The sequence below is a fragment of the Bradyrhizobium sp. CCBAU 45394 genome (genome assembly GCF_028128655.1).
In the GTDB taxonomy this organism is placed as follows: domain Bacteria; phylum Pseudomonadota; class Alphaproteobacteria; order Rhizobiales; family Xanthobacteraceae; genus Bradyrhizobium; species Bradyrhizobium diazoefficiens.
This window is the reverse complement of record NZ_LBIX01000171.1, coordinates 287,237-306,705: the sequence shown is the minus strand read 5'-3', so window position 1 is coordinate 306,705 and position 19,469 is coordinate 287,237. Positions and strand designations below refer to the sequence as shown.

Here is a 19,469-nt window from a genome sequence, read left to right as displayed (position 1 = left end):
CTGATTGTTGCGCGAAGCTTTATTGAGCAGGCTTGACGAGATCCGCCATGGCATCGTCGGCGAATTTGCGGGAGGCGGCGAGCGCGGCATCGCGGGCATTGGCCTTGTCGAGCCAGGCCTGCGCCGGCGCGCGATCGGCATCGGGCAGCGTCTTCAACTCGCGCCGCGCCTCGACGAAATCATTGCGGAGCGCAGCAGCCGTCACCCGCGCCACGATGGCGCCGCGATCATTGCCGACCCCGTCGGTCCGTTCGATGCGGACGAGCTTTGACGCTCCGGCCTGGAGGCGCTCGACGATGCCGCCGCCGCTGGACTGGGCATCCGCCGGCGGCGACAGCTTTGACACGATGTTGAGGAGCTCGCGGCTCAGCGCGACGGGGGTCGGGATGCCCGACGATGCAAAGGTGTCGAGTGGCTTCAGCATCTCGGGCTTGGCCGCCAGCGACCGCGCCGCGGCGAGCTGCGCCTCATAGGGATCGCCATGGCGCACGGCGACGTCGAGCAGGGCCGCCGCCACCACATGGCGCAGCGGCTTGTCGTCCATCGTCCTGGCGTCGGCGATCTTCTCGCCCTGCTGCGCAAGCTCGGCCCGCTCCGTCTTGCCGGCGCGCTCGAGCTGCGCGATGCGGTCGTTGAGCGCGGCAAGATCAGGCGAAGCGGCGCCCGGCGCAGATTTCGCGTCGTTCAGTGCGCTCGCGGTCTTGTCGGACTGTGCGCGCAGATTGGCGATGTCGCTGCGCAGGCTGCCCACGGATTTTTCCAGCGCATCGATCCGCGCCACCATGGCCGGATCGGCGGCGGGCTTGCCGGCCTTGGCTTCAACCGCGGCAACGCGACCGCCCAGAGCATCGACCGTCGCGCTCGTCACTTGTGGCGCGGCAGGCGGCGCCTGCACGGCGGGCCAGCCCAGCATCCAGCCGACCGCGATCACGACGGCCGCCGCCACCGCACCGGAGAGCGGTGCAATGACCCAGGGCGAAACCGGAGGCGACGCGGGAGCGGGCGCAACCGCGGCCTGCGCCTCGGCGCGCTCCGGCTCGGCGTCAGCCTGCTCGGATTTTGCCTGCTCGGGCTCGGTGTGCTCGCTCACCGGCGGAGCCTCGGGCTCGCCCGCCGCCTCCTGCGGCTGGGTCGAGACATCGGTCGCCTCGAGGTCGATGGTCGGCGGGGGGCGCTTGGCACGACCGGACTCCGGGGCCAATCCTGCGTCTTCAGGCTTGTCGTCGGCCATCGTGACGGTTCCTCACACTTCCATACCTTGCACAGATCCCTGGCGCAGATCTTGGGCAGACCCGATCGCGTCGGATTCGGCCCGACCTCTTACGCCAAACGGGTCTGCAAAGCACGCTCCAAGGTGTCAAATAAGGCATTTTCGTCCGGTTTCGCGGCCACCAGAACCTGCGACGCACCGGCATCGCGCAGCACGCTTGCGACCGTCTCGGACAGGCAGCATTGCGGGATCGCCAGCGCCGAGATTTCGACGCCTTCGTCCCGCGCTGCATCCAGGAAGGCTCGCGCGCTGCGCCGGGAGTAATGAAGCACCGCCTCGATCCCATGCGCGGCAAAACCCTCGCAGACATCGCGCGGGAGAACCTTGACCGGCGCCATGCGATAGGTGGTCTGCGTCACCACGTTGAAGCCTTCGGTGCCGAGTTCGCCGCCGAGATCGCGCGACAGATCCGCGCCGGCGAGATAAAGCAGCGTGCTTTTCTTTTTCAGCACCTTGTCGCGCGCACTCCGGACGACCGTGTCGCGCAGGGCCGCGGAATCGCCGCCGGCGATAATCACCTCGGCAAAGCCGGCGTCTCGCGCGGCAGTCGCGGTGTGCTCGCCGACCGCGAACAGCGGCAGCTTCAACAGGCCGAGATCCTGCAATTGCGGCGCGACGGCACGGATCGCATTGGCCGATGTGACGATGATGGCGCTATAGTTCGCCTCGCTCTCGTCGTGGAAAGCGACCGGCTCGAATTTGAGCACCGGCGCGAGCAGCACCACGTGTCCCCGCGCGCGCAAATTGTCCGCCGTCGCCTCATTGTCGGGATGCGGTCGTGTGACAAGAATGGACATCGCTCGTGTTCCCGAACCGCGTGACGGTGACGCATTCGCAAAGACGGCCGCGCGTGACGATTGCGCAAGCCGACCCCGGAATGCTACCGGACGTACCAGAACTCTGCTTTCCGGATGAGCGCAAGGGCGCAAATTGGATAACAATTCGCCAATGCTGGTATTGGGCATCGAAACCACCTGCGACGAGACCGCCGCGGCCGTGATCGAGCGCGCGCCTGACGGCAGCGGCAAGATCCTGTCCAACATCGTGCGGTCGCAGGTCGATGAGCATGCCCCGTTCGGCGGCGTGGTGCCGGAGATTGCCGCCCGCGCGCATGTCGACCTGCTCGACGGCATCATCGACCGCGCCATGCGCGAGGCCGGCATCGGCTTCGCCCAGCTCAATGGCGTCGCGGCGGCCGCGGGACCGGGCCTGATCGGCGGTGTCATCGTCGGGCTCACCACCGCGAAGGCGATCGCTTTGGTGCACGACACGCCGCTGGTCGCGGTGAACCATCTGGAGGCGCATGCGCTGACGCCGCGGCTGACCGACGGAATCGAATTCCCGTACTGCCTGTTCCTCGCCTCCGGCGGCCACACCCAGATCGTCGCGGTCACCGGCGTCGGCCAATATGTGCGGCTCGGCACCACCGTCGACGACGCCATCGGCGAAGCCTTCGACAAGGTCGCGAAGATGCTGGGCCTGCCCTATCCCGGTGGCCCGCAGGTCGAGCGCGCGGCGGCCGGCGGCGATGCCGCGCGCTTCGCCTTTCCGCGGCCGATGCAGGGCAGGCCGGACGCCAACTTCTCCCTGTCGGGATTGAAGACCGCGGTGCGCAACGAAGCGAGCCGGATCGCCGAGATCACGCCGCAGGACATCAGCGATCTCTGCGCAAGCTTCCAGGCCGCCGTGCTGGATTCGACGGCCGACCGGCTGAATGTCGGCTTGAGACTTTTCCGCGAACAGTTCGGCGCGCCGCGCGCGCTCGTGGCCGCCGGCGGCGTCGCCGCCAATCAGGCGATCCGCGGCGCGCTGCATGACGTCGCTCGGCAGGCCAAGACGCAACTGATCATGCCGCCGCCTGCGCTCTGCACCGACAACGGCGCGATGATCGCCTGGGCCGGCGCCGAGCGCCTCGCGCTGGGAATGACCGACACGATGGAAGCCCAGCCCCGCGCCCGCTGGCTGCTCGACGCGAATGCGACAGCGCCCGCGGGCTACGGCAAGACGCGAGCGGGATTCTAAATGGAGAGGCGTCTCCACGAGCTCCACTTCACCTCGCCCCGCTTGCGGGGAGAGGTCGGATTGCATCGTAGATGCAATCCGGGTGAGGGGGACTCTCCGCGAATCCAGCTGCCACCTCCCTTGCGGAGACTCCCCCTCACCCCAACCCTCTCCCCGCAAGCGGGGAGAGGGAGCGGAGGGAGCGAGCGATGACCGCGTTCCACTCCGTTGCGGTGATCGGAGCGGGCGCCTGGGGCACGGCGCTGGCGATGGTGGCAGCGCGGGCCGGGCGGAGCGTCACGCTCTGGGCGCGCAATGCCGAGCATGCGACGCGCATCGCTTCGACCCGCGACAATCCGCGGCTGCCCGGCGTGCGGCTTGCGCCGGAAATCGTCGTGACGAGCGAGCTGGCGCTCGCCGCGCGCGCGGACATGCTGCTGATCGCAACGCCGGCGCAGCATCTGCGCGGCGCCGTCAACATGCTGGCCTCGCACATCGCAAGACCGACACCGGTCGTCGCCTGTGCCAAGGGCATCGAGCACGGCACCCATAAATTCATGACCGAGGTGATCGCTGAAGCCGCGCTGCACGCGCAGCCGGCGATCCTGTCGGGCCCGAGCTTTGCCGACGACGTCGCGCGCGGCCTGCCGACGGCGGTGACGCTGGCGGCGAAGGAGGAAGAGCTGGCCAGCAGCCTCGTGCAGGCGTTGGGCTCGCCGACGTTCCGGCCCTATCACTCCACCGACGTCCGCGGCGTCGAGATCGGTGGCGCCGCCAAGAACGTGCTGGCGATCGCTGCCGGCATCGTGGTCGGCCGCAACCTCGGGGCCTCCGCGCTCGCCGCGCTGACCACGCGCGGCTTCAGCGAGCTGGCACGGCTCGGCCGCGCCTGCGGCGCGCGCCCGGAAACGCTCTCGGGCCTCTCCGGCCTTGGCGACCTGCTCCTGAGTTGTTCAACCGCGCAATCGCGCAATTTCGCGCTCGGCATTGCGCTCGGCCGCGGCGAGGCGGCGCCGGCGGGCAAGCTTGCGGAAGGCGCATTCACCGCGCCGGTGCTGGTCGAGCTCGCGGCCGCACGGAACGTCGACATGCCGGTCTCGCAGGCCGTCGCTGCCATCCTCGACAACAAATTGACGATCGACGCAGCGATCGAGGGGCTGCTGACGCGGCCGTTCAAGGCAGAAGAATGACATCTTCCGTCATGCCCGCGCTTGTCGCGGGCATCGACGTCTTGGTATTGAACACGGAAGCAGAGACGTGGATGGTCGGGCATAGGCGAGCGAAAGCGACGCCGTCCTTCGGACGGCTATGCCCGGCCATGACGAACGGATAGGGCGCGCGATGAACTACTGGCTGGTGAAATCCGAACCGTCGGTGTGGTCCTGGGACCAGCAGGTGGCGAAGGGCGCCAAGGGCGAAGCCTGGACGGGGGTGCGCAATTACACCGCGCGCCAGAATCTCGTCGCCATGAAGAAGGGCGACAAGGCGTTCTTCTATCATTCCAACGAGGGCAAGGAGATCGTCGGCATCGCGGAGATCGTCAAGGAGGCCTATCCTGATCCGACCGACAAGACCGAAAAATTCGTCTGCGTCGACATCAAGGCCGACAAGCCCTTGAAGACGCCGGTGACGATGGCCGCGATCAAGGCCGAGAAGAAGCTCGCCGACATGGCGCTGGTGAAATATTCGCGCCTGTCGGTGCAGCCGGTGACGGCCGAGGAGTGGAAGCTCGTCTGCAAGATGGGCGGGATGTAGGAGTTATCCCATCTACGCTGTCCGACTTACGTCTCCGGCAGCGCAAAGACCTCGCATGGCGCAGCAATGCCGCGCAGCGGATGCGATCCTAGCGCGACCAGTGGCATGTCCGTCTCGGCGGCGAGCGCGCCCGACACCAGCACGGTCTCGCGAAGCGGCTTGCACAATCCCTCGAGCCGGCTGGCGAGATTGACGGCGGGACCGATCGCCGTGAAATCGAGGCGGTTGGCGGCGCCGATATTGCCCCACAGCATCTCGCCGAGATGGAGCGCCGCGCCAAACGAGAGCGGCGGCAGGCCCTGGTTGCGGCGCTCGTCGTTGAGGTGGGCCATCCCCGCCCGGGCCGCGCCTGCGGCGCGCAAGGCCGCATCGCAGGCGCGGCGCGGTGATGCCTCGACCACCGGAAAGATCGCGAGCACGCCGTCGCCGATGAATTTCAGCACCTCGCCGCCAAAGGCGTGAACGGCACCGGCGATGCGGTCGAACCAGGCGTCGAGCGCCGCGATCACCTGGGCCGGCGGCGTGGTTTCCGACAGGATCGTGAAATTGCGCAAGTCCGCATAGAGTAGCGCGGCCTGAATGGTTTCGCCGAGATCGCGCCGCAGCGGTGCCGCCAGCACCCGTTCCGCGCTGCGTTTGCCGAGATAGGCATCCAGCGTCGCCCGCAACGTGGCGCGCGCGGCGAGCACGGCAAGGGGCGTCGCGGCAAATCGCGCAGCCTGGCGCAGTTGTTCGATTTCATCCGCCGTGAACGGACGCGGCCCGATCCAGCCGAGCACCGGTCCATCGGGCCGACCGACGATGTCTTCGTGCACCTCGCCGTCCGCAATGCCGCGGAGCCACCGGCGACCGGCATCGTTGGGCGGGTCGGGCGCCAATCCGCCTGGTGCAAAGCCGAGCGCTTCGATTACCGCGCCGGTCCCGGCGCGCCACAGCCAGGTCCGCTTCGCGATCAGCGGGTGCGGCACCTCCAGCGTCAGGGCGCCTGCCGCAAGCGGCACGCCGTCGGCGACCAGATGCGCGCCGAGGTCCGCAAGCAGGCGATCGGCCCCCTGACTATCGGAGGCGGCATCGACGAGCCAGGCGAGGGTCGGGGCGAGGTGCATGGCCCGATGATGACGAAGCAGGCCCGTCTTTGTCACGGGCAATCCTTGACGGAGCGCAGGGCCGCCGCCATGTCCCGAGGGCAGCCCAAGGGCAGCTCAAGGCAAGACGAGGGATGATCGCCGATGACCGAACCGTTCATAGTGCGACGCGAGACCCAGATCGCAGCCCCGCGTGCCACCGTCTTCGCCTATTTGACCGATCCCGAGAAGATCTTGAGCTGGATGGGTTCCGACGCGACGACGGAACCGCATCCCGGCGGGCTCTATCTGCTCAAGGGTATCGGCCCGCGCGGCGCCGCCGCCCGCGGCGCCTTCCGCGAGGTCGTGCCGGTGCATCGTCTGGCCTACACGTTTGGCTGGGAGGGCGGCCAGGAAGTACCACCCGGATCGAGCCTGATCGAGATCGACCTGATCGAGCGCGACGGCGGCACGCTGCTGCGCATGACCCATAGCGGGCTGCCGACCGAGGAACAGGCCGCCGCACACGCGAAGGGTTGGGCGCACTATCTGGAACGACTCACCACCGCAGCCGCGGGCAACGATCCCGGTCCGGATAACGGCGTCTCGACCAAGTCGTAGCTCTTGTGGGGTCGTTACACCGCCGCGGTCGCGACCACCTGCGCCAGAAGCTGCTCGCGCCTCGCCTGCGAGCGCTGGCCCTTCATGGTCGCGGCGAAACGCTCGAGAATGCCGTCCTCGAAGGCGGTGACGATGGTGTCGTGGACATAGCTCTTGCGGCAGATCGCCGGCGTGTTGGAGAGCTTGTCGGCCGCGGCACGGATCGCGTCCAGCACCTGCTTCTTGCGGCCGCGCTGGCTGGTCGCCGGCGTGATCCGCGACAGCGATTCCACCACGACGGCGGAGGCCATCAGGGTGCGAAAATCCTTCAGCGAAATCTTGATGCCGGCGATCTCGCGCAAAAACGCGTTCACCTGCGTGGTGTTGACCGCGCGCACGATGCCGTAGGCATCGCGATACTGGAACATGCGTTTGCCGGGAACGCCGCGCAGGATGCCGATGGCGCGCACCAGCTTGGCCGCGTCGCACTCCTTCCGCACCGCCTTGCCGCCCTTCGCCTTGAAGGTCAGCACGAAGCAATCGTCTTCCAGCGTCACGTTCGACTTCAGCAGCGTGGTCGCGCCGCGGGTTCCGTTGAGGCGGGCATAGGATTCGTTGCCGGGACGGATCGCGGTGCGCGCGATCAATTCGATCACGGCCGAGAGCGCGAATTCGCGTGTCGGCTCGTCACCCGACAGGAACGCCGACACCTTGCGCCGGATCTTTGGCAGCGCGCCGACGAGCTTCTCCAGGCGATGCGCCTTGCGGTGCTCGCGGACCTTCTCCCAGTCGGCGTGATAGCGGTATTGCAGCCGGCCCGCGGCATCGCGTCCCACGGCCTGGAGATGCGTGCTCGGATCGGCCGAGTAGCGCACCTCGCGATAGGCCGGCGGCACCGCCATGGCGTGCAGCCGGCGGATGGTGCGGGCGTCGCGGATATGCGCGCCGTTGGGACGGACGAAGGAATAGCCCTTGCCGCGCTTGATGCGGCGGATGGTCAGCTCGTTCTGGTCGCCGAGCCGCAGGCCCAGCTCCCTGGCCAGCGCCTCGACCGTCGCCGCGGGCGCCGTGTCGAAGACCTTTTTCGGGCTGAGACGCGCTGATGCGGCCGGTTTCGGCCATTGTCCCAGGGCCTTGGCCAGCGCAACAGCTGCAGGATCGGCTGAAGCGGGCCGCATCGTCCCGAGATTCTGCTGATCCATCATAGTGTTACGCCTTAGCCCTGCCTGTTACCGGTCAATGCCGCTGTTCTGATTTTTGTTCCTAGGGGTCTCTTTGGACCCGGGTTGGCCATTTAGGGTGTTCCGAACCGTATTGCGAGTCCCGAATCAGTGAGAGACGGTTCCCAAATACCTCCGAGCGGCGCATGGGGCTCTGCGCGGGCCTGTTCCGGGGATCTGGGTAAAGAGCCGAAAGGCGCCGACCGGCCTGTTTCAGATTTGCGACAGCCGACCTGCGCACCTTGATCCTTCGCATGGCGGGCCGCTCGCCGAAGGTCCAGCTTGTGCACCTTGTCGGGTCCGGTTAGCCCGACGCATAATCAGCCCAATGATTGATGTCGGCATTGCCTGAGCTTGCCGCATGTGGAGGGAAATATGTCCGAGAAGATTTACGACGTGCCGGCGGAATGGGCAAAGCGCGCCTGGGTCGACCAAGCCAAGTACAAGGAAATGTACGCCCGCTCGATCTCGGACCCGAACGGTTTCTGGGCCGAACAGGCCAAGCGGATCGACTGGATGAAGGCGCCGACGAAAATCGAGAACGTCTCCTTCGCGCCGGGCAACGTCTCGATCAAATGGTTCGAGGACGGCGTCCTCAACGTCGCCCATAACTGCATCGACCGTCATCTGCACAAGCGCGCCAACCAGACCGCAATCATCTGGGAAGGTGACGATCCCTCGCAGTCCCGCCACATCACCTACAAGGAGCTCCACGACGAGGTCTGCCGGATGGCCAACATCCTGCGTACCCGCAACGTCAAGAAGGGCGACCGCGTCACCATCTACCTGCCGATGATTCCGGAAGCGGCCTACGCGATGCTGGCCTGCGCGCGGATCGGCGCGATCCACTCGGTGGTGTTCGCGGGCTTCTCGCCCGACAGCCTCGCCCAACGCATCAACGACTGCCAGTCCAAGGTGATCATCACCGCCGACGAAGGCCTGCGCGGCGGCAAGAAGGTGCCGCTGAAGGCCAATGTCGACGCGGCGCTCGCCAAGGCCGACGGCGTCGACTGGGTCGTCGTGGTCAAGCGCACCGGCGGCAAGATCGACATGAACCCGACCCGCGACCTCTGGTATCACGAGGCGGCGGCGATGGTGACGACGGAATGCCCGGTCGAGCACATGCACGCCGAGGATCCGCTGTTCATCCTCTATACCTCCGGCTCGACCGGCCAGCCCAAGGGCGTGCTGCACACCTCCGCCGGCTATCTCGTCTATGCCGCGATGACGCATCAATACGTCTTCGACTATCACGACGGCGACATCTACTGGTGCACCGCCGACGTCGGCTGGGTCACGGGCCACAGCTACATTCTCTACGGGCCGCTCGCCAACGGCGCGACCACGCTGATGTTCGAGGGCGTGCCGAATTATCCGGACAATTCCCGCTTCTGGAACGTCATCGACAAGCACAAGGTCAATACCTTCTACACCGCGCCGACCGCGATCCGCGCGCTGATGCAGGGTGGCGACGAGCCGGTGAAGAAGACCTCGCGCGCCTCGCTGCGCCTGCTCGGCTCGGTCGGCGAGCCCATCAATCCGGAAGCCTGGGAGTGGTATCACCGCGTCGTCGGCGAGGACCGCTGCCCGATCGTCGATACCTGGTGGCAGACCGAGACCGGCGGCATCCTGATCACGCCGCTGCCGGGCGCCACTAAGCTCAAGCCGGGCTCGGCGACGCAGCCCTTCTTCGGCGTGGTGCCGGAGATCGTCGATGCCGACGGCAAGGTTCTGGAAGGCGAGACCACCGGCAATCTCTGTCTCACCCGGGCATGGCCGGGCATGATGCGCACGGTCTATGGCGATCACGCGCGGTTCGAGCAGACCTATTTCTCGACCTACAAGGGCAAGTATTTTACGGGCGACGGCTGCCGGCGCGACGCCGACGGCTATTACTGGATCACCGGCCGCGTCGACGACGTCATCAACGTCTCCGGCCACCGCATGGGCACCGCGGAGGTCGAGAGCGCGCTGGTTGCGCATGAGAAGGTGTCGGAAGCTGCCGTGGTCGGCTTCCCGCACGACATCAAGGGCCAGGGCATCTACGCCTATGTCACCCTGATGGCCGGCGTCCAGCCGACCGAGGATCTGCGCAAGGAGCTCGTGACCTGGGTGCGCAAGGAGATCGGCCCGATCGCCTCACCCGACCAGATCCAGTTCGCGCCGGGCCTGCCCAAGACCCGGTCCGGCAAGATCATGCGCCGCATCCTGCGCAAGATCGCCGAGGACGAGCCGGGCAGCCTGGGCGACACCTCGACCCTGGCCGATCCCGCCGTGGTCGACGACCTCGTCAAGAATCGGCAGAACAAGAAGTCGGCGTAAGCCAAGGTCTCGTGCCCCGGACGCAGCGCAGCGCGCACTTCAGCGGTGCGCTGCAGGGCCGGGGCCCAACTGTCCACACGCAAAGAACTGGGTCCCGGCTCTGCGCCTCGTCACTTCGTGCCGCGCCTTGTCCGGGACACGCGACCAAACCTCGCTCCGCACTCTGTCGCCCCCCGAAACAACAGCGGTTCACACCCTCACGCTCTTGTCAGGGCGCTTGCCGGCATGGCCGTATCTTTCCCGCCGAGTGTTGTTTTCCGGTCATTTACTTTATTTCGAACATTTCCTTTGTTCCCCCGGCTGGCTGGCCCTCGGCGGCCGCGCGTAGAAACCATCCGGTTAACAGGCGCGGTTAAGAATGTCTGGGCAAGGCAGCGATTGCCGGGTTCTGCGTAGATTTGGACGACCCGTACGGGGCAAGGGGAAGCATTGATGGCGATGAGGATTGCTGTGGCGCTGGCCGCCACCATCGGGGCAGGGATATTGATGTCAACGGCGGCGGAGGCGCGGCCAGAAATGGTGGGGACGCACCTGGCCGACTATTCGCCGGGCACCATCGTGGTCAAGACCAACGAGCGGCGGCTCTATCTCATTCTCGATAACGGCCACGCCGTGCGCTATCCGGTCGGCGTCGGCAAGTCCGGCAAGCAGTGGGCCGGCACGACCCGTATCGACGGCAAATACCGCAATCCGGCCTGGTCGCCGCCCGCCGAGGTGAAGCGCGACAAGCCGCAGCTTCCCGACGTCATTCCCGGCGGCTCGCCGCGCAACCCGATGGGCGTTGCGGCGATGACGCTCGCCGGCGGCGAATATGCGATCCACGGCACCAACGTGCCGGGCTCGGTCGGCGGCTTCGTCTCTTATGGCTGCATCCGCATGCTCAACGACGACATCACCGATCTCTACAGCCGCGTCTCTGTCGGCACGACGGTGGTCGTGACACGCTGATCACCGGGATCAGAGAGAATTGAAAGAGCCGCGTCCTCGACGCGGCTTTTTTGTTACCAGAAGCGCCACCCCCGCGCGCACCAGCCGTCGCGATGGCCGCCATTGTAGCTGCGCGCATAACCACCCGCGAGCAGCACGGCCGAGACGTTGGCCGTGCGTTTGGTCGCGACGTCGGCAAGAACACGCCCGTATTTGTCGGGGCCGAGATTGGTGATCGTGACGCCGCCCTGGCCGAGCAGGTTGCGCAGCGCGTCGGTGGCGGCTTCAGCCTTGTCCAGTTCCTCCTGGCAGGACGCTTTCATCTCCGGCGCATCGATGCCGCGCAGGCGCACGCGCACGACGAGATCGCGGCCGCCCTGCTGATGCACGCGCGCGAGAAAAGTGTCGCCGTCGATGGTGCGGATGACGTCGACGGGCTGACGGCTAGCGGAATTGCCGGATTGCTGGAGGATGATCTCGGTATCTTGCGACCGACCGTCGGCTCCATGCGGAACGGGCGCTCCGTGCCGGAAGGTGAGCACGATCGCCGCCGCGACGCCGACCACGAACATCCACGGCAACAGCCCCGCGAAGCGGCGGCCGAATGGCGAACCGCCGAACTGCGGCCGATAGGCATTGGGGCGATCGTGGAAGCGCATCAACTCACGCTAGGACTGAGTCGGGGAAACCGGCAAGGCACGATCGGCACCCGGGCTGATCGGTGATCGCTTGATCGCCCCGATCGTTGCCCGACGAAGAATCGTACCTATGCGCGGCGCGCTGTTCCAAACGCTCTCCGTTCCATACCTCCTGTAGTTGTACGGAGTTTAAGATTCACGCACTGTTTAGTAATAGGGCGGAGTACTCGGTTTGCGTGTGGGGAGCGGTAAGCATGGCATCGTTCAAGGTTCGCATCGGTACAAAACTGGGATTGACCGCGAGTGCGGGTGTCCTTCTCGTCGGCGGCATGCTCGCCAACCAGCTCATTCGCAACGAGCAGATCGCGGACCTGAGCCGGCTGGTGGTCATCAACACCGCGAACAAGGCCAACGCCCAGGGCGCCGAACTCGCAGTGACCCGGGCACGCCTCGCCATAGCGGAAATCGGATCCGCATCCTCCGCCGACGGTCTCGCCAAACATCTCGAAACATTGCGTGGCTCCATCGCCGGTGCCACGACCGAAATAGACGCCGCATTGGAACGGTCCAAGCGTGCCGAAGCCAAAGAGCTTTGTCGCGAGGTGAAGATCCTGCTCGACGCCTCTTTGAAGGCCGGCAACGATCTCGGCGAGGCTCGTGGCACCGCCGTCGCCGAATTCGCCGCGGCAAGCCAGATCGAGGAGGCCTGGAACAAGGCCCTCGAGACCCTGTTGGCGTCGTCCGCAATCGCCGCATCGCAGAACCGGCTCAACATCGAGGTCGCATTGCGCGAAGCCGACGCCTTGTTCAAGGCGGTCAGCGCGGCCGACTGGCATTTCACGGCGACCGGCGACGCCGTGCAGAAGGACCGCATCGCCGAACGCGCCGACGCCATGATCCGCGTTCTGAAACAGGTCCGTCAGTCCGCCGACGACAAGAAGATCGTCGACGGTGTCGACGCGCTCGCCGCGCTCGCCGGACGCTACAAGGCGGCAACCGGCGCAGCCATCAAGGCGGAGGAAGCCAGGAGGCGCATTTTCGACGAGCGGGTGCTTCCGGCCGCCAAGGAAATCACGACGCGCGTCGACAAGCTGGTCGCCGCCAACAACGAATATATGGCTCTGCGACAGAGCCAGCTCGTGACCGCGCTGGAGCAGGCGACCCAGGTCAGCCTGGCCGTCGGCGTCCTCGTGATACTGGTCCTGGCCGGCTCGGCTCTGTTTTCCGTGCTGAGCATCGCCCGGCCGATCCGTCGCATCGGCGACGTGCTGCTGCAACTCGCCGGCGGCAACAAGGCCGTCGAGATTCCCTACACCTCCCGCGGTGACGAAGTCGGCGACAACGCCCGTGCGGCCCGCACGTTCAGGGACAACCTGATCCGCATCGAGCAGATGGAGGCCGACCAGAAGGATCAGGAGGCCGCAGCCGCTGCGCAACGCAAGCAGGAGATGATCCGGCTGGCGGGCGCGTTCGAGGATGCGGTCGGCGGCATCATCAATTCGGTTTCGGTCGCCTCGCAGCAGCTCGAATCCGCCGCCGGCACGCTGTCGGGGACAGCGGAAGAGACCGAGCAGCTTTCCGGAATGGTGGCCGCGGCCTCCGAAGAAGCCTCTGCCAATGTCGGAGCCGTGGCGTCCGCCGCCGAGGAGATGAGCGCATCGGTCGTCGAGATCGGCCGCCAGGTCCATGATTCCAGCCGCATCGCCGGCGAAGCGGTGCGGCAGGCCGAGCGTACCGACCTCCGGATCAATGAATTGCTCAAGGCCGCGGGCCGGATCGGCGACGTCGTCAAATTGATCACCGCAATCGCGGAGCAGACCAACCTGCTGGCCTTGAACGCCACCATCGAAGCGGCGCGCGCCGGCGAGTCGGGCCGCGGATTTGCCGTGGTGGCGAGCGAGGTCAAGGCGCTCGCAGCCCAGACCGCGCGGGCAACCGACGAGATCGGCGCACAGATCGCCGACATGCAGACGGCGACGGAAGACTCCGTCGGTGCCATCAAGGAGATCGGCACGACCATCTCCAGGATTTCGGACATCTCGACCACCATTGCCGCCACCATCGAGGAGCAGGGGGCTGCGACGGCCGAGATCGCACGCAATGTCAGCGAAGCGGCTAAGGGAACGGTCGAAGTCGCCGACAAGATCGCCCAGGTCAGTCATGGCGCCGGCGCCACCGGTTCGGCGTCGACGCAGGTGCTGGCATCCGCGCGCTCACTCTCGACCGAGAGCGGCCGCCTCAAGCACGAGGTCGCGAAATTCCTCGATACGGTGCGGGCCGCCTGAGGACCCGCACGTCCTGCGGCCGGCCCGAGGCCGGTCGCAAGCCATCTTTCTCATGTGACGAACAATCAACGGCTTTGGGAAACCCCCACGCCGAGCCCCCGCTCGCGCCTGGGTCAAACAGATAAACTGGGGGATTGGGCGATGATCATCAGCATTGTCGGCGGTGGCGCGACCGGCATCACGATCTTGCGTCATCTGGCGGAGCTCGCCGCATCAGGGCGAGACCACGGCGCGATCAGCGGAATTCAGCTCTTCGACAAGTCCGGTTTCGATGGCGGCGTTGCCTATCGCACGCAGAGCGACCGCCATCTGCTCAACATGAAAGCGTCGACGATGTCGATCCGTCCGGGCGACGCGGAAGAGTTTCTGCGCTGGCTTCGGGCCCGCGGCCTCTCCTGCCACGGCAACAGGCACCTGCCGCGGATGGTCTATCGGGACTACCTCGACGCCGTGCGACTGGCCGCGATCGCGCAATGCCGCAGCGCCGGCGTGCCCGTTCATGTCGAGCATGCCGAAATTGTCCGCATGCGGTTCTCGCCGGATCGCGATGTCCTGCTGACGACCGACCTCAACATCACGCATATCTCGTCCGTGCTGATCCTCTGCACCGGTCACAACGCGCCCGACGACCATTACGGCCTCGCCGCAATCCCGAACTACATCCGCGACCCCTACGCCCAATTCGCCTTCGCCGATCGCGACGGCGTCGAGGTCGGCATCCTCGGAAGCGGACTCAGCGCGGTCGACACCGCGGCGGCGCTGGCCAAAACCCACCAGTCCGTCAGGATGACCTGCTTCTCCAGAAGCGGCCTGTTTCCGACGGTGCAGCCGGTGACGAGTCCCGCCATCGCAAATGGCTTCCGCGACGCCCTGGATCGCTATGTGGCCAGCCGTGAGCGAATCGAAGCGGACGCCTTTGCCGCCCGCCTTTCCGGACTGCTGCTGGAGACCACCGGAATTCGCTGCGATCTGTCTTGCCGCAACGTCGGCGGCGATGCGCTGGCCGATCTCGAGCACAACATCGGGCGAGCCGAGTCCGGCGAGCCCAGCGTCTACTCCTATCTCGTCAGTGTCATCGACGTGATATGCGATGCCTGGAGCCGGATGCGCGATGTCGAGAAGATGCACTTCATGGACGTCTACAATTCCGGCTGGCTCCGCAATCGTTCGGCGATGCCGCTGGAGAACGCAATCCGTATCCGCGACCTGATGCGCTCGGGCAGGCTCTCGGCCCACGCCCGGCTGCGCAACGTGACCGGCATCGGCGGCCGATTTCGCGCGATCCTCGGCGACGGCGATCGTCACGACGTCGATTACGTCATCGACGCGACAGGGGCGTCCTACCGGCTGGACTCGAGCCCGCTCTATCAGGACATGCAGCGGCAGGGGTTCATCGCGTTCGACGCACTCGGCGGGATTCGCTGCGGCTACGACGACAGCCGTGTCCACGACCGCCACGGCACAGCTCATCCGAACGTGTACGCGGTCGGTGGCCCGACCAAGGGGACGCACTTCTACGCCGCCGCCGTCGTCATCAACCTGCGCCGCGCCCAGGAGCACCATTATCTCTAGCGGCCGGGACGAGCCTTGCCCGCATCGTCGACCGATCCGGCTGACTGCTCAGAAGTCGGACGCGATGCCCTTGCGCTCCCAATCGCCGTAGCGGGTCGGCTCGGGTCCCTTCGGCCCCTGCAACTCCTTCGGCGTCGCCTTGGCGTCGTCCTCGGCCTGGACCGCCGCAGCCTGTCGGCGCGCCTCGGCCTCGGCCAGCGCGCGCTGGGCTGCCGGCGACAGCGGCTTGCGATCGGAAACGGGTGGCTGGTCACTCATCGCCAGGTCTTCTAGCGCAGGACGAGCCGCAATGCGACGTCCAATAACGCATTCCTGAAATCGGGCCCAAAGCGCTGAAAAAGCCGGAAGCGATTCTTACATTTGGCATATTCGCGTGCCAGAGATCGCTTTCTCAAGGCATGCGCCCATATCGGCGGAACTGCCGCTCGCTCAGAACCTTGCTTCCGCATGCCATCTCAACGTTTCGCCCCACCATCCGAAGTGCCTGGTCTCGCGGCGCGGCGGATTGCCGCCGACATCGTCGACGGCGTGCTGCACAAGCACCGCACGCTTGACGACCAGCTCGACGGCAGCGGCGCCCATCCCGGACTGAAGACGCTGGCCGACCGCGACCGCGCGCTGATGCGCCGCCTGGTCGCGACCGTGCTGCGCCGGCTCGGCACGCTCGGCCATGTGCTGTCCCGCCTGCTCGACAAGGGCATTCCCTCCGAAGCACCGCGCGCGCAGAGCGCGCTGCTGATCGGCGCCGCCCAGATCCTCTGGATGGACGTGCCCGATCATGCCGCCGTCGATCTCTCCGTCCGCCTCGTGCAATCCGACCGGCGCGCCGCGCGCTATGCCGGCCTCGTCAACGCCGTGCTGCGCCGCTGTGCGCGCGAGGGCCAGGCGCTGGTCGAGGAAGTCGCTACGCAATCGCTGGACCTGCCGCCATGGCTGCTGGCGCGCTGGCGCGCACATTATGGCGAGGCCGCCGCAAGAGACATGGCGCTGGCGCTCGGCCATGAGCCGTCACTCGATCTGACCGTGAAGTCGGACGCCGAACAATGGGCGAGCCGCCTGCACGGCGAGACGCTGCCGACGGGGACGGTGCGGATGCTGCTGCACGGCTCGGTGACCATGCTGCCCGGCTTCGCCGAGGGACAATGGTGGGTGCAGGATGCCGCCGCCGCATTGCCGGCCCGGCTGTTCGGCGACATCAAGGGCAAGTCCATTGCCGATCTCTGCGCCGCCCCCGGCGGCAAGACCGCGCAACTGGCGCACGCCGGTGCGCATGTCACGGCGATCGACCGCTCGCCCGCCCGGGTCGCACGGCTGCGCGAGAATCTGGCGCGGCTGTCGCTCCAGGCCGAGACCGTCGTCGCTGACGCCGCGGAATGGGCCGGCCCCGCCGAAGGTTTTGACGGTATTCTGATCGACGCGCCCTGCACCTCGACCGGCACGATCCGCCGTCATCCCGACGTGGCCTGGCTGCGACAGGAGTCCGACATCGCCGCCCTGACCGCGCTCCAGCAGCGGCTGCTGCGAAAATCGGTCTCGCTGCTCAAGCCGGGCGGGACGCTGGTCTACTGCACCTGCTCGCTGGAACCCGAAGAGGGCGAACAGGCCATCGCCACGCTGCTGGCCGCAGAGCCTGCGCTTCGCCGCGTCCCGATCGAGGCGTCGGAGGTCTCAGGGCTCTCCGAGATCATCACTGCCGAGGGCGACCTGCGCACCCTGCCCAGCCATCTGCCGAACGCCGATCCCAAGCTCGGCGGGCTCGACGGATTCTTTGCAGCCCGGCTCGTTAAATCCTGATTTTGCACTGGTTTTTGCAACCTCGGCGTTGATTCCCACCGTTCAAGGTGGTGTCAGACGGTCGATTTTGGGATTAATAAGGATTCGTCGGAATCCTCCTCTCCCCCTTCAAGGCAAGGCGTGTCGGTCGCTCAACGCAGACGTATCTCGACGCTGGTGATGAACCGCTTCGCGCGGAACATGCTCGCGCGCGCGAGCGGCGGCTCCGTTGCGCTGTCACGGGTCTGGCCCGGCCGCACCGACCGCCTGATCATCGCGCCGCATGATCTGCGCACCGCGGACGCGACCCGCGCCGCCGAGATCTATGCCGGCCGCTTCGTCTTCGCCGGCAAGATCGTCAATTGCCACGGCCGCTCGATCTTCGATCTCGAGCCTCCGTCGGAGGATTGGGAGGTTGCGCTGCTCGGCTTCGGCTGGCTGCGCCATCTGCGCGCCGCCGACACCGCACTGACGCGCGCCAATGCGCGCGCACTGGTCGAGGACTGGATCGCCAACCCCGCCAACAAGCGCCGCCCCGTCGCGCGGCGCGCCGACGTGCTCGCGCGGCGCGTGATCTCGCTGCTGTCGCAGGCGCCCCTGGTGCTCAACGACACCGACAACAAATTCTACCGCCGCTATCTGCGCGCGCTGGCCCGCGAGATCCGCTTCCTGCGCTACACCATGGTCAACATCCCGGACGGGGTGCCGAAGCTCCAGGTGCTGATCGCGCTGTGCTACACGACACTCTGCCTCGCCAACCAGGCGCGCCATATCCGCAGCGCCTCGAAAAAACTTTCGGACGAGTTGCAGCGGCAGATCCTGCCCGACGGCGGACACATCTCCCGCAATCCGGGCGCGCTGATCGAGCTCCTGATCGACCTCTTGCCGCTGCGGCAGACCTTTGCCGCGCGCAACATCGCGCCGCCGCCGGCGCTGCTTAACGCGATCGACCGCATGATGCCGATGCTGCGCTTCTTCCGGCACGGCGACGGCAATTTCGCGCTGTTCAACGGCATGAGCGCAACGCCCTCGGACCTGCTCGCCACGCTGCTCGCCTATGACGACACCCACGGCGCGCCGATGGCGAACATGCCGCATACCGGCTTCCAGCGCCTCGATGCCGGCCAGACCACACTGATCATCGACACCGGCCCGCCGCCGCCGGCCGGCGTCAGCCACGACGCCCATGCCGGCTGCCTGTCGTTCGAATTGTCCTCCGGCATCAGCCGCATCGTCACCAATTGCGGGATGCCGACCACGGGCCGCGACAATTGGCGGCCGTTCGCGCGCAGCACGGCGGCGCATTCGACGCTGACCTATCACGACACCTCTTCATGCCAGTTCGTGGAGATGTCGGCGATGAAGCGGCTGTTGCATGGCTCGCCTGTCACCAGCGGCCCGATCGAGGTCGAGAGCTATCGCGAGGTCGTTCAGAACGGCACGCTGCTCACGACGTCGCATGACGGCTATCTCGCCAAATTCGGCGCGATCCATCGCCGCGTCCTGATGATCGCCAATGACGGCGCGCGCATCGACGGCGAGGACACGCTGTCGCCGCCGCAAGGCGGACGTTTCAAGGGCGCGGATGCCGATTTCGCGGTCCGCTTCCATCTGCATCCGGCGGTGAAGGCGAGCCGGCTGTCGGATGCCCGCGGCGTCATGCTGGTGCTGCCGAACCGCGACGTCTGGACCTTCGAGGCGCTCGACGACAAGGTCGATCTCGAGGACAGCGTGTTCCTGGCCGGCAATGACGGCCCGCGCCGCACCGCGCAGATCGTGGTCCGGCAGGATGCCCGCCAGGCGCCCTCGCTCCGCTGGAGCTTTGTCCGCTCCACCGCTTCGCCCGCTGTCACCAATGCCCGCCGCAACGCCCGCCGCGAGCCGGAACTTCCGCTGTAAATGCGCACGATTCGGCCCCATCTCATCGTTGTGAAAACGGCCGAAAGCTGCTATCGAGCGCTCGCTCGCGCGACTGGCGACCTTGGATGGAGCACCATCGGGAAGCGCGGGACTTAAGACGCCGCGCGCCTGGGCATAGACAC

Annotated in this window: 16 protein-coding genes and 1 riboswitch; of the genes, 10 read left to right on the top strand and 6 right to left on the bottom strand. The window is 66.7% G+C overall.

Annotation, left to right across the window (positions count from 1 at the left end; translation table 11 throughout):
* Positions 1-19 precede the first annotated feature (19 nt).
* Both WN73_RS29400 and WN73_RS29395 read right to left on the bottom strand, forming a co-directional pair.
* Entirely contained in the window at positions 20-1,231 is a 1,212-nt protein-coding gene (locus WN73_RS29400; RefSeq protein WP_028174947.1) for a COG4223 family protein, read from the bottom strand.
* An 89-nt stretch (positions 1,232-1,320) separates the two neighbouring features.
* Positions 1,321-2,067: a uroporphyrinogen-III synthase gene (locus WN73_RS29395; protein WP_011083395.1), complete on the bottom strand. Its 747-nt coding sequence runs from the start codon at positions 2,065-2,067 to the stop codon at positions 1,321-1,323.
* A gap of 151 nt (positions 2,068-2,218) precedes the next feature.
* Between WN73_RS29395 and tsaD the strand changes: the two genes are divergently transcribed.
* From tsaD to WN73_RS29380, 3 genes are all read left to right on the top strand, one after another.
* The gene (gene tsaD / locus WN73_RS29390) at positions 2,219-3,292 is read left to right on the top strand and encodes a tRNA (adenosine(37)-N6)-threonylcarbamoyltransferase complex transferase subunit TsaD (RefSeq protein WP_028174948.1); all 1,074 of its coding nucleotides are present in this window, start codon (positions 2,219-2,221) and stop codon (positions 3,290-3,292) included.
* 188 nt (positions 3,293-3,480) lie between these two features.
* Positions 3,481-4,461, top strand: coding sequence for an NAD(P)H-dependent glycerol-3-phosphate dehydrogenase (locus WN73_RS29385; protein WP_028174949.1), 981 nt, complete (start codon positions 3,481-3,483; stop codon positions 4,459-4,461).
* Positions 4,462-4,612: 151 nt separating this feature from the next.
* Positions 4,613-5,026, top strand: a complete 414-nt coding sequence (locus WN73_RS29380; protein WP_028174950.1) for an EVE domain-containing protein — start codon at positions 4,613-4,615, stop codon at positions 5,024-5,026.
* A gap of 26 nt (positions 5,027-5,052) precedes the next feature.
* Here WN73_RS29380 and WN73_RS29375 read toward each other — a convergent pair whose 3' ends face one another.
* A complete protein-coding gene (locus WN73_RS29375) occupies positions 5,053-6,132 on the bottom strand; it encodes an adenylate/guanylate cyclase domain-containing protein (protein WP_028174951.1) in 1,080 nt (359 codons plus the stop codon).
* Positions 6,133-6,255: 123 nt separating this feature from the next.
* Between WN73_RS29375 and WN73_RS29370 the strand changes: the two genes are divergently transcribed.
* Entirely contained in the window at positions 6,256-6,711 is a 456-nt protein-coding gene (locus tag WN73_RS29370; RefSeq protein ID WP_011083400.1) for an SRPBCC family protein, read from the top strand.
* 14 nt (positions 6,712-6,725) lie between these two features.
* On the opposite strand, the gene WN73_RS29365 is transcribed toward WN73_RS29370, so the two are convergent.
* Complete coding sequence (locus WN73_RS29365; RefSeq protein WP_028174952.1) at positions 6,726-7,895, bottom strand: DNA topoisomerase IB; 1,170 nt, start codon at positions 7,893-7,895, stop codon at positions 6,726-6,728.
* Between the two features lie 390 nt (positions 7,896-8,285).
* Between WN73_RS29365 and acs the strand changes: the two genes are divergently transcribed.
* Both acs and WN73_RS29355 read left to right on the top strand, forming a co-directional pair.
* Complete coding sequence (gene acs / locus WN73_RS29360; protein ID WP_028174953.1) at positions 8,286-10,232, top strand: acetate--CoA ligase; 1,947 nt, start codon at positions 8,286-8,288, stop codon at positions 10,230-10,232.
* Positions 10,233-10,664: 432 nt separating this feature from the next.
* Positions 10,665-11,180, top strand: coding sequence for a L,D-transpeptidase (locus WN73_RS29355; RefSeq protein WP_161532776.1), 516 nt, complete (start codon positions 10,665-10,667; stop codon positions 11,178-11,180).
* Positions 11,181-11,233: 53 nt separating this feature from the next.
* Here WN73_RS29355 and WN73_RS29350 read toward each other — a convergent pair whose 3' ends face one another.
* Complete coding sequence (locus WN73_RS29350) at positions 11,234-11,818, bottom strand: thermonuclease family protein (protein WP_039186434.1); 585 nt, start codon at positions 11,816-11,818, stop codon at positions 11,234-11,236.
* Between the two features lie 233 nt (positions 11,819-12,051).
* On the opposite strand from WN73_RS29350, the gene WN73_RS29345 reads away from it, so the two are divergent.
* Positions 12,052-14,082 carry a methyl-accepting chemotaxis protein gene (locus WN73_RS29345; protein WP_271555743.1) on the top strand — a complete coding sequence of 677 codons (2,031 nt, stop codon included), beginning with the start codon at positions 12,052-12,054 and terminating at the stop codon, positions 14,080-14,082.
* A gap of 141 nt (positions 14,083-14,223) precedes the next feature.
* A complete protein-coding gene (locus tag WN73_RS29340; protein WP_271555742.1) occupies positions 14,224-15,654 on the top strand; it encodes an FAD/NAD(P)-binding protein in 1,431 nt (476 codons plus the stop codon).
* Between the two features lie 48 nt (positions 15,655-15,702).
* Here the strand turns inward: WN73_RS29340 and WN73_RS29335 are convergent, their stop codons facing one another.
* Positions 15,703-15,912: a DUF1674 domain-containing protein gene (locus WN73_RS29335; RefSeq protein WP_028174957.1), complete on the bottom strand. Its 210-nt coding sequence runs from the start codon at positions 15,910-15,912 to the stop codon at positions 15,703-15,705.
* 189 nt (positions 15,913-16,101) lie between these two features.
* Here WN73_RS29335 and WN73_RS29330 point away from each other — a divergent pair, with 189 nt between their 5' ends.
* Positions 16,102-17,448: an RsmB/NOP family class I SAM-dependent RNA methyltransferase gene (locus WN73_RS29330; RefSeq protein WP_028174958.1), complete on the top strand. Its 1,347-nt coding sequence runs from the start codon at positions 16,102-16,104 to the stop codon at positions 17,446-17,448.
* Between the two features lie 159 nt (positions 17,449-17,607).
* Positions 17,608-19,326, top strand: coding sequence for a heparinase II/III family protein (locus WN73_RS29325; protein ID WP_271555790.1), 1,719 nt, complete (start codon positions 17,608-17,610; stop codon positions 19,324-19,326).
* A 59-nt stretch (positions 19,327-19,385) separates the two neighbouring features.
* Positions 19,386-19,468: riboswitch (ZMP/ZTP riboswitch) on the top strand.
* Position 19,469: the final 1 nt, after the last annotated feature.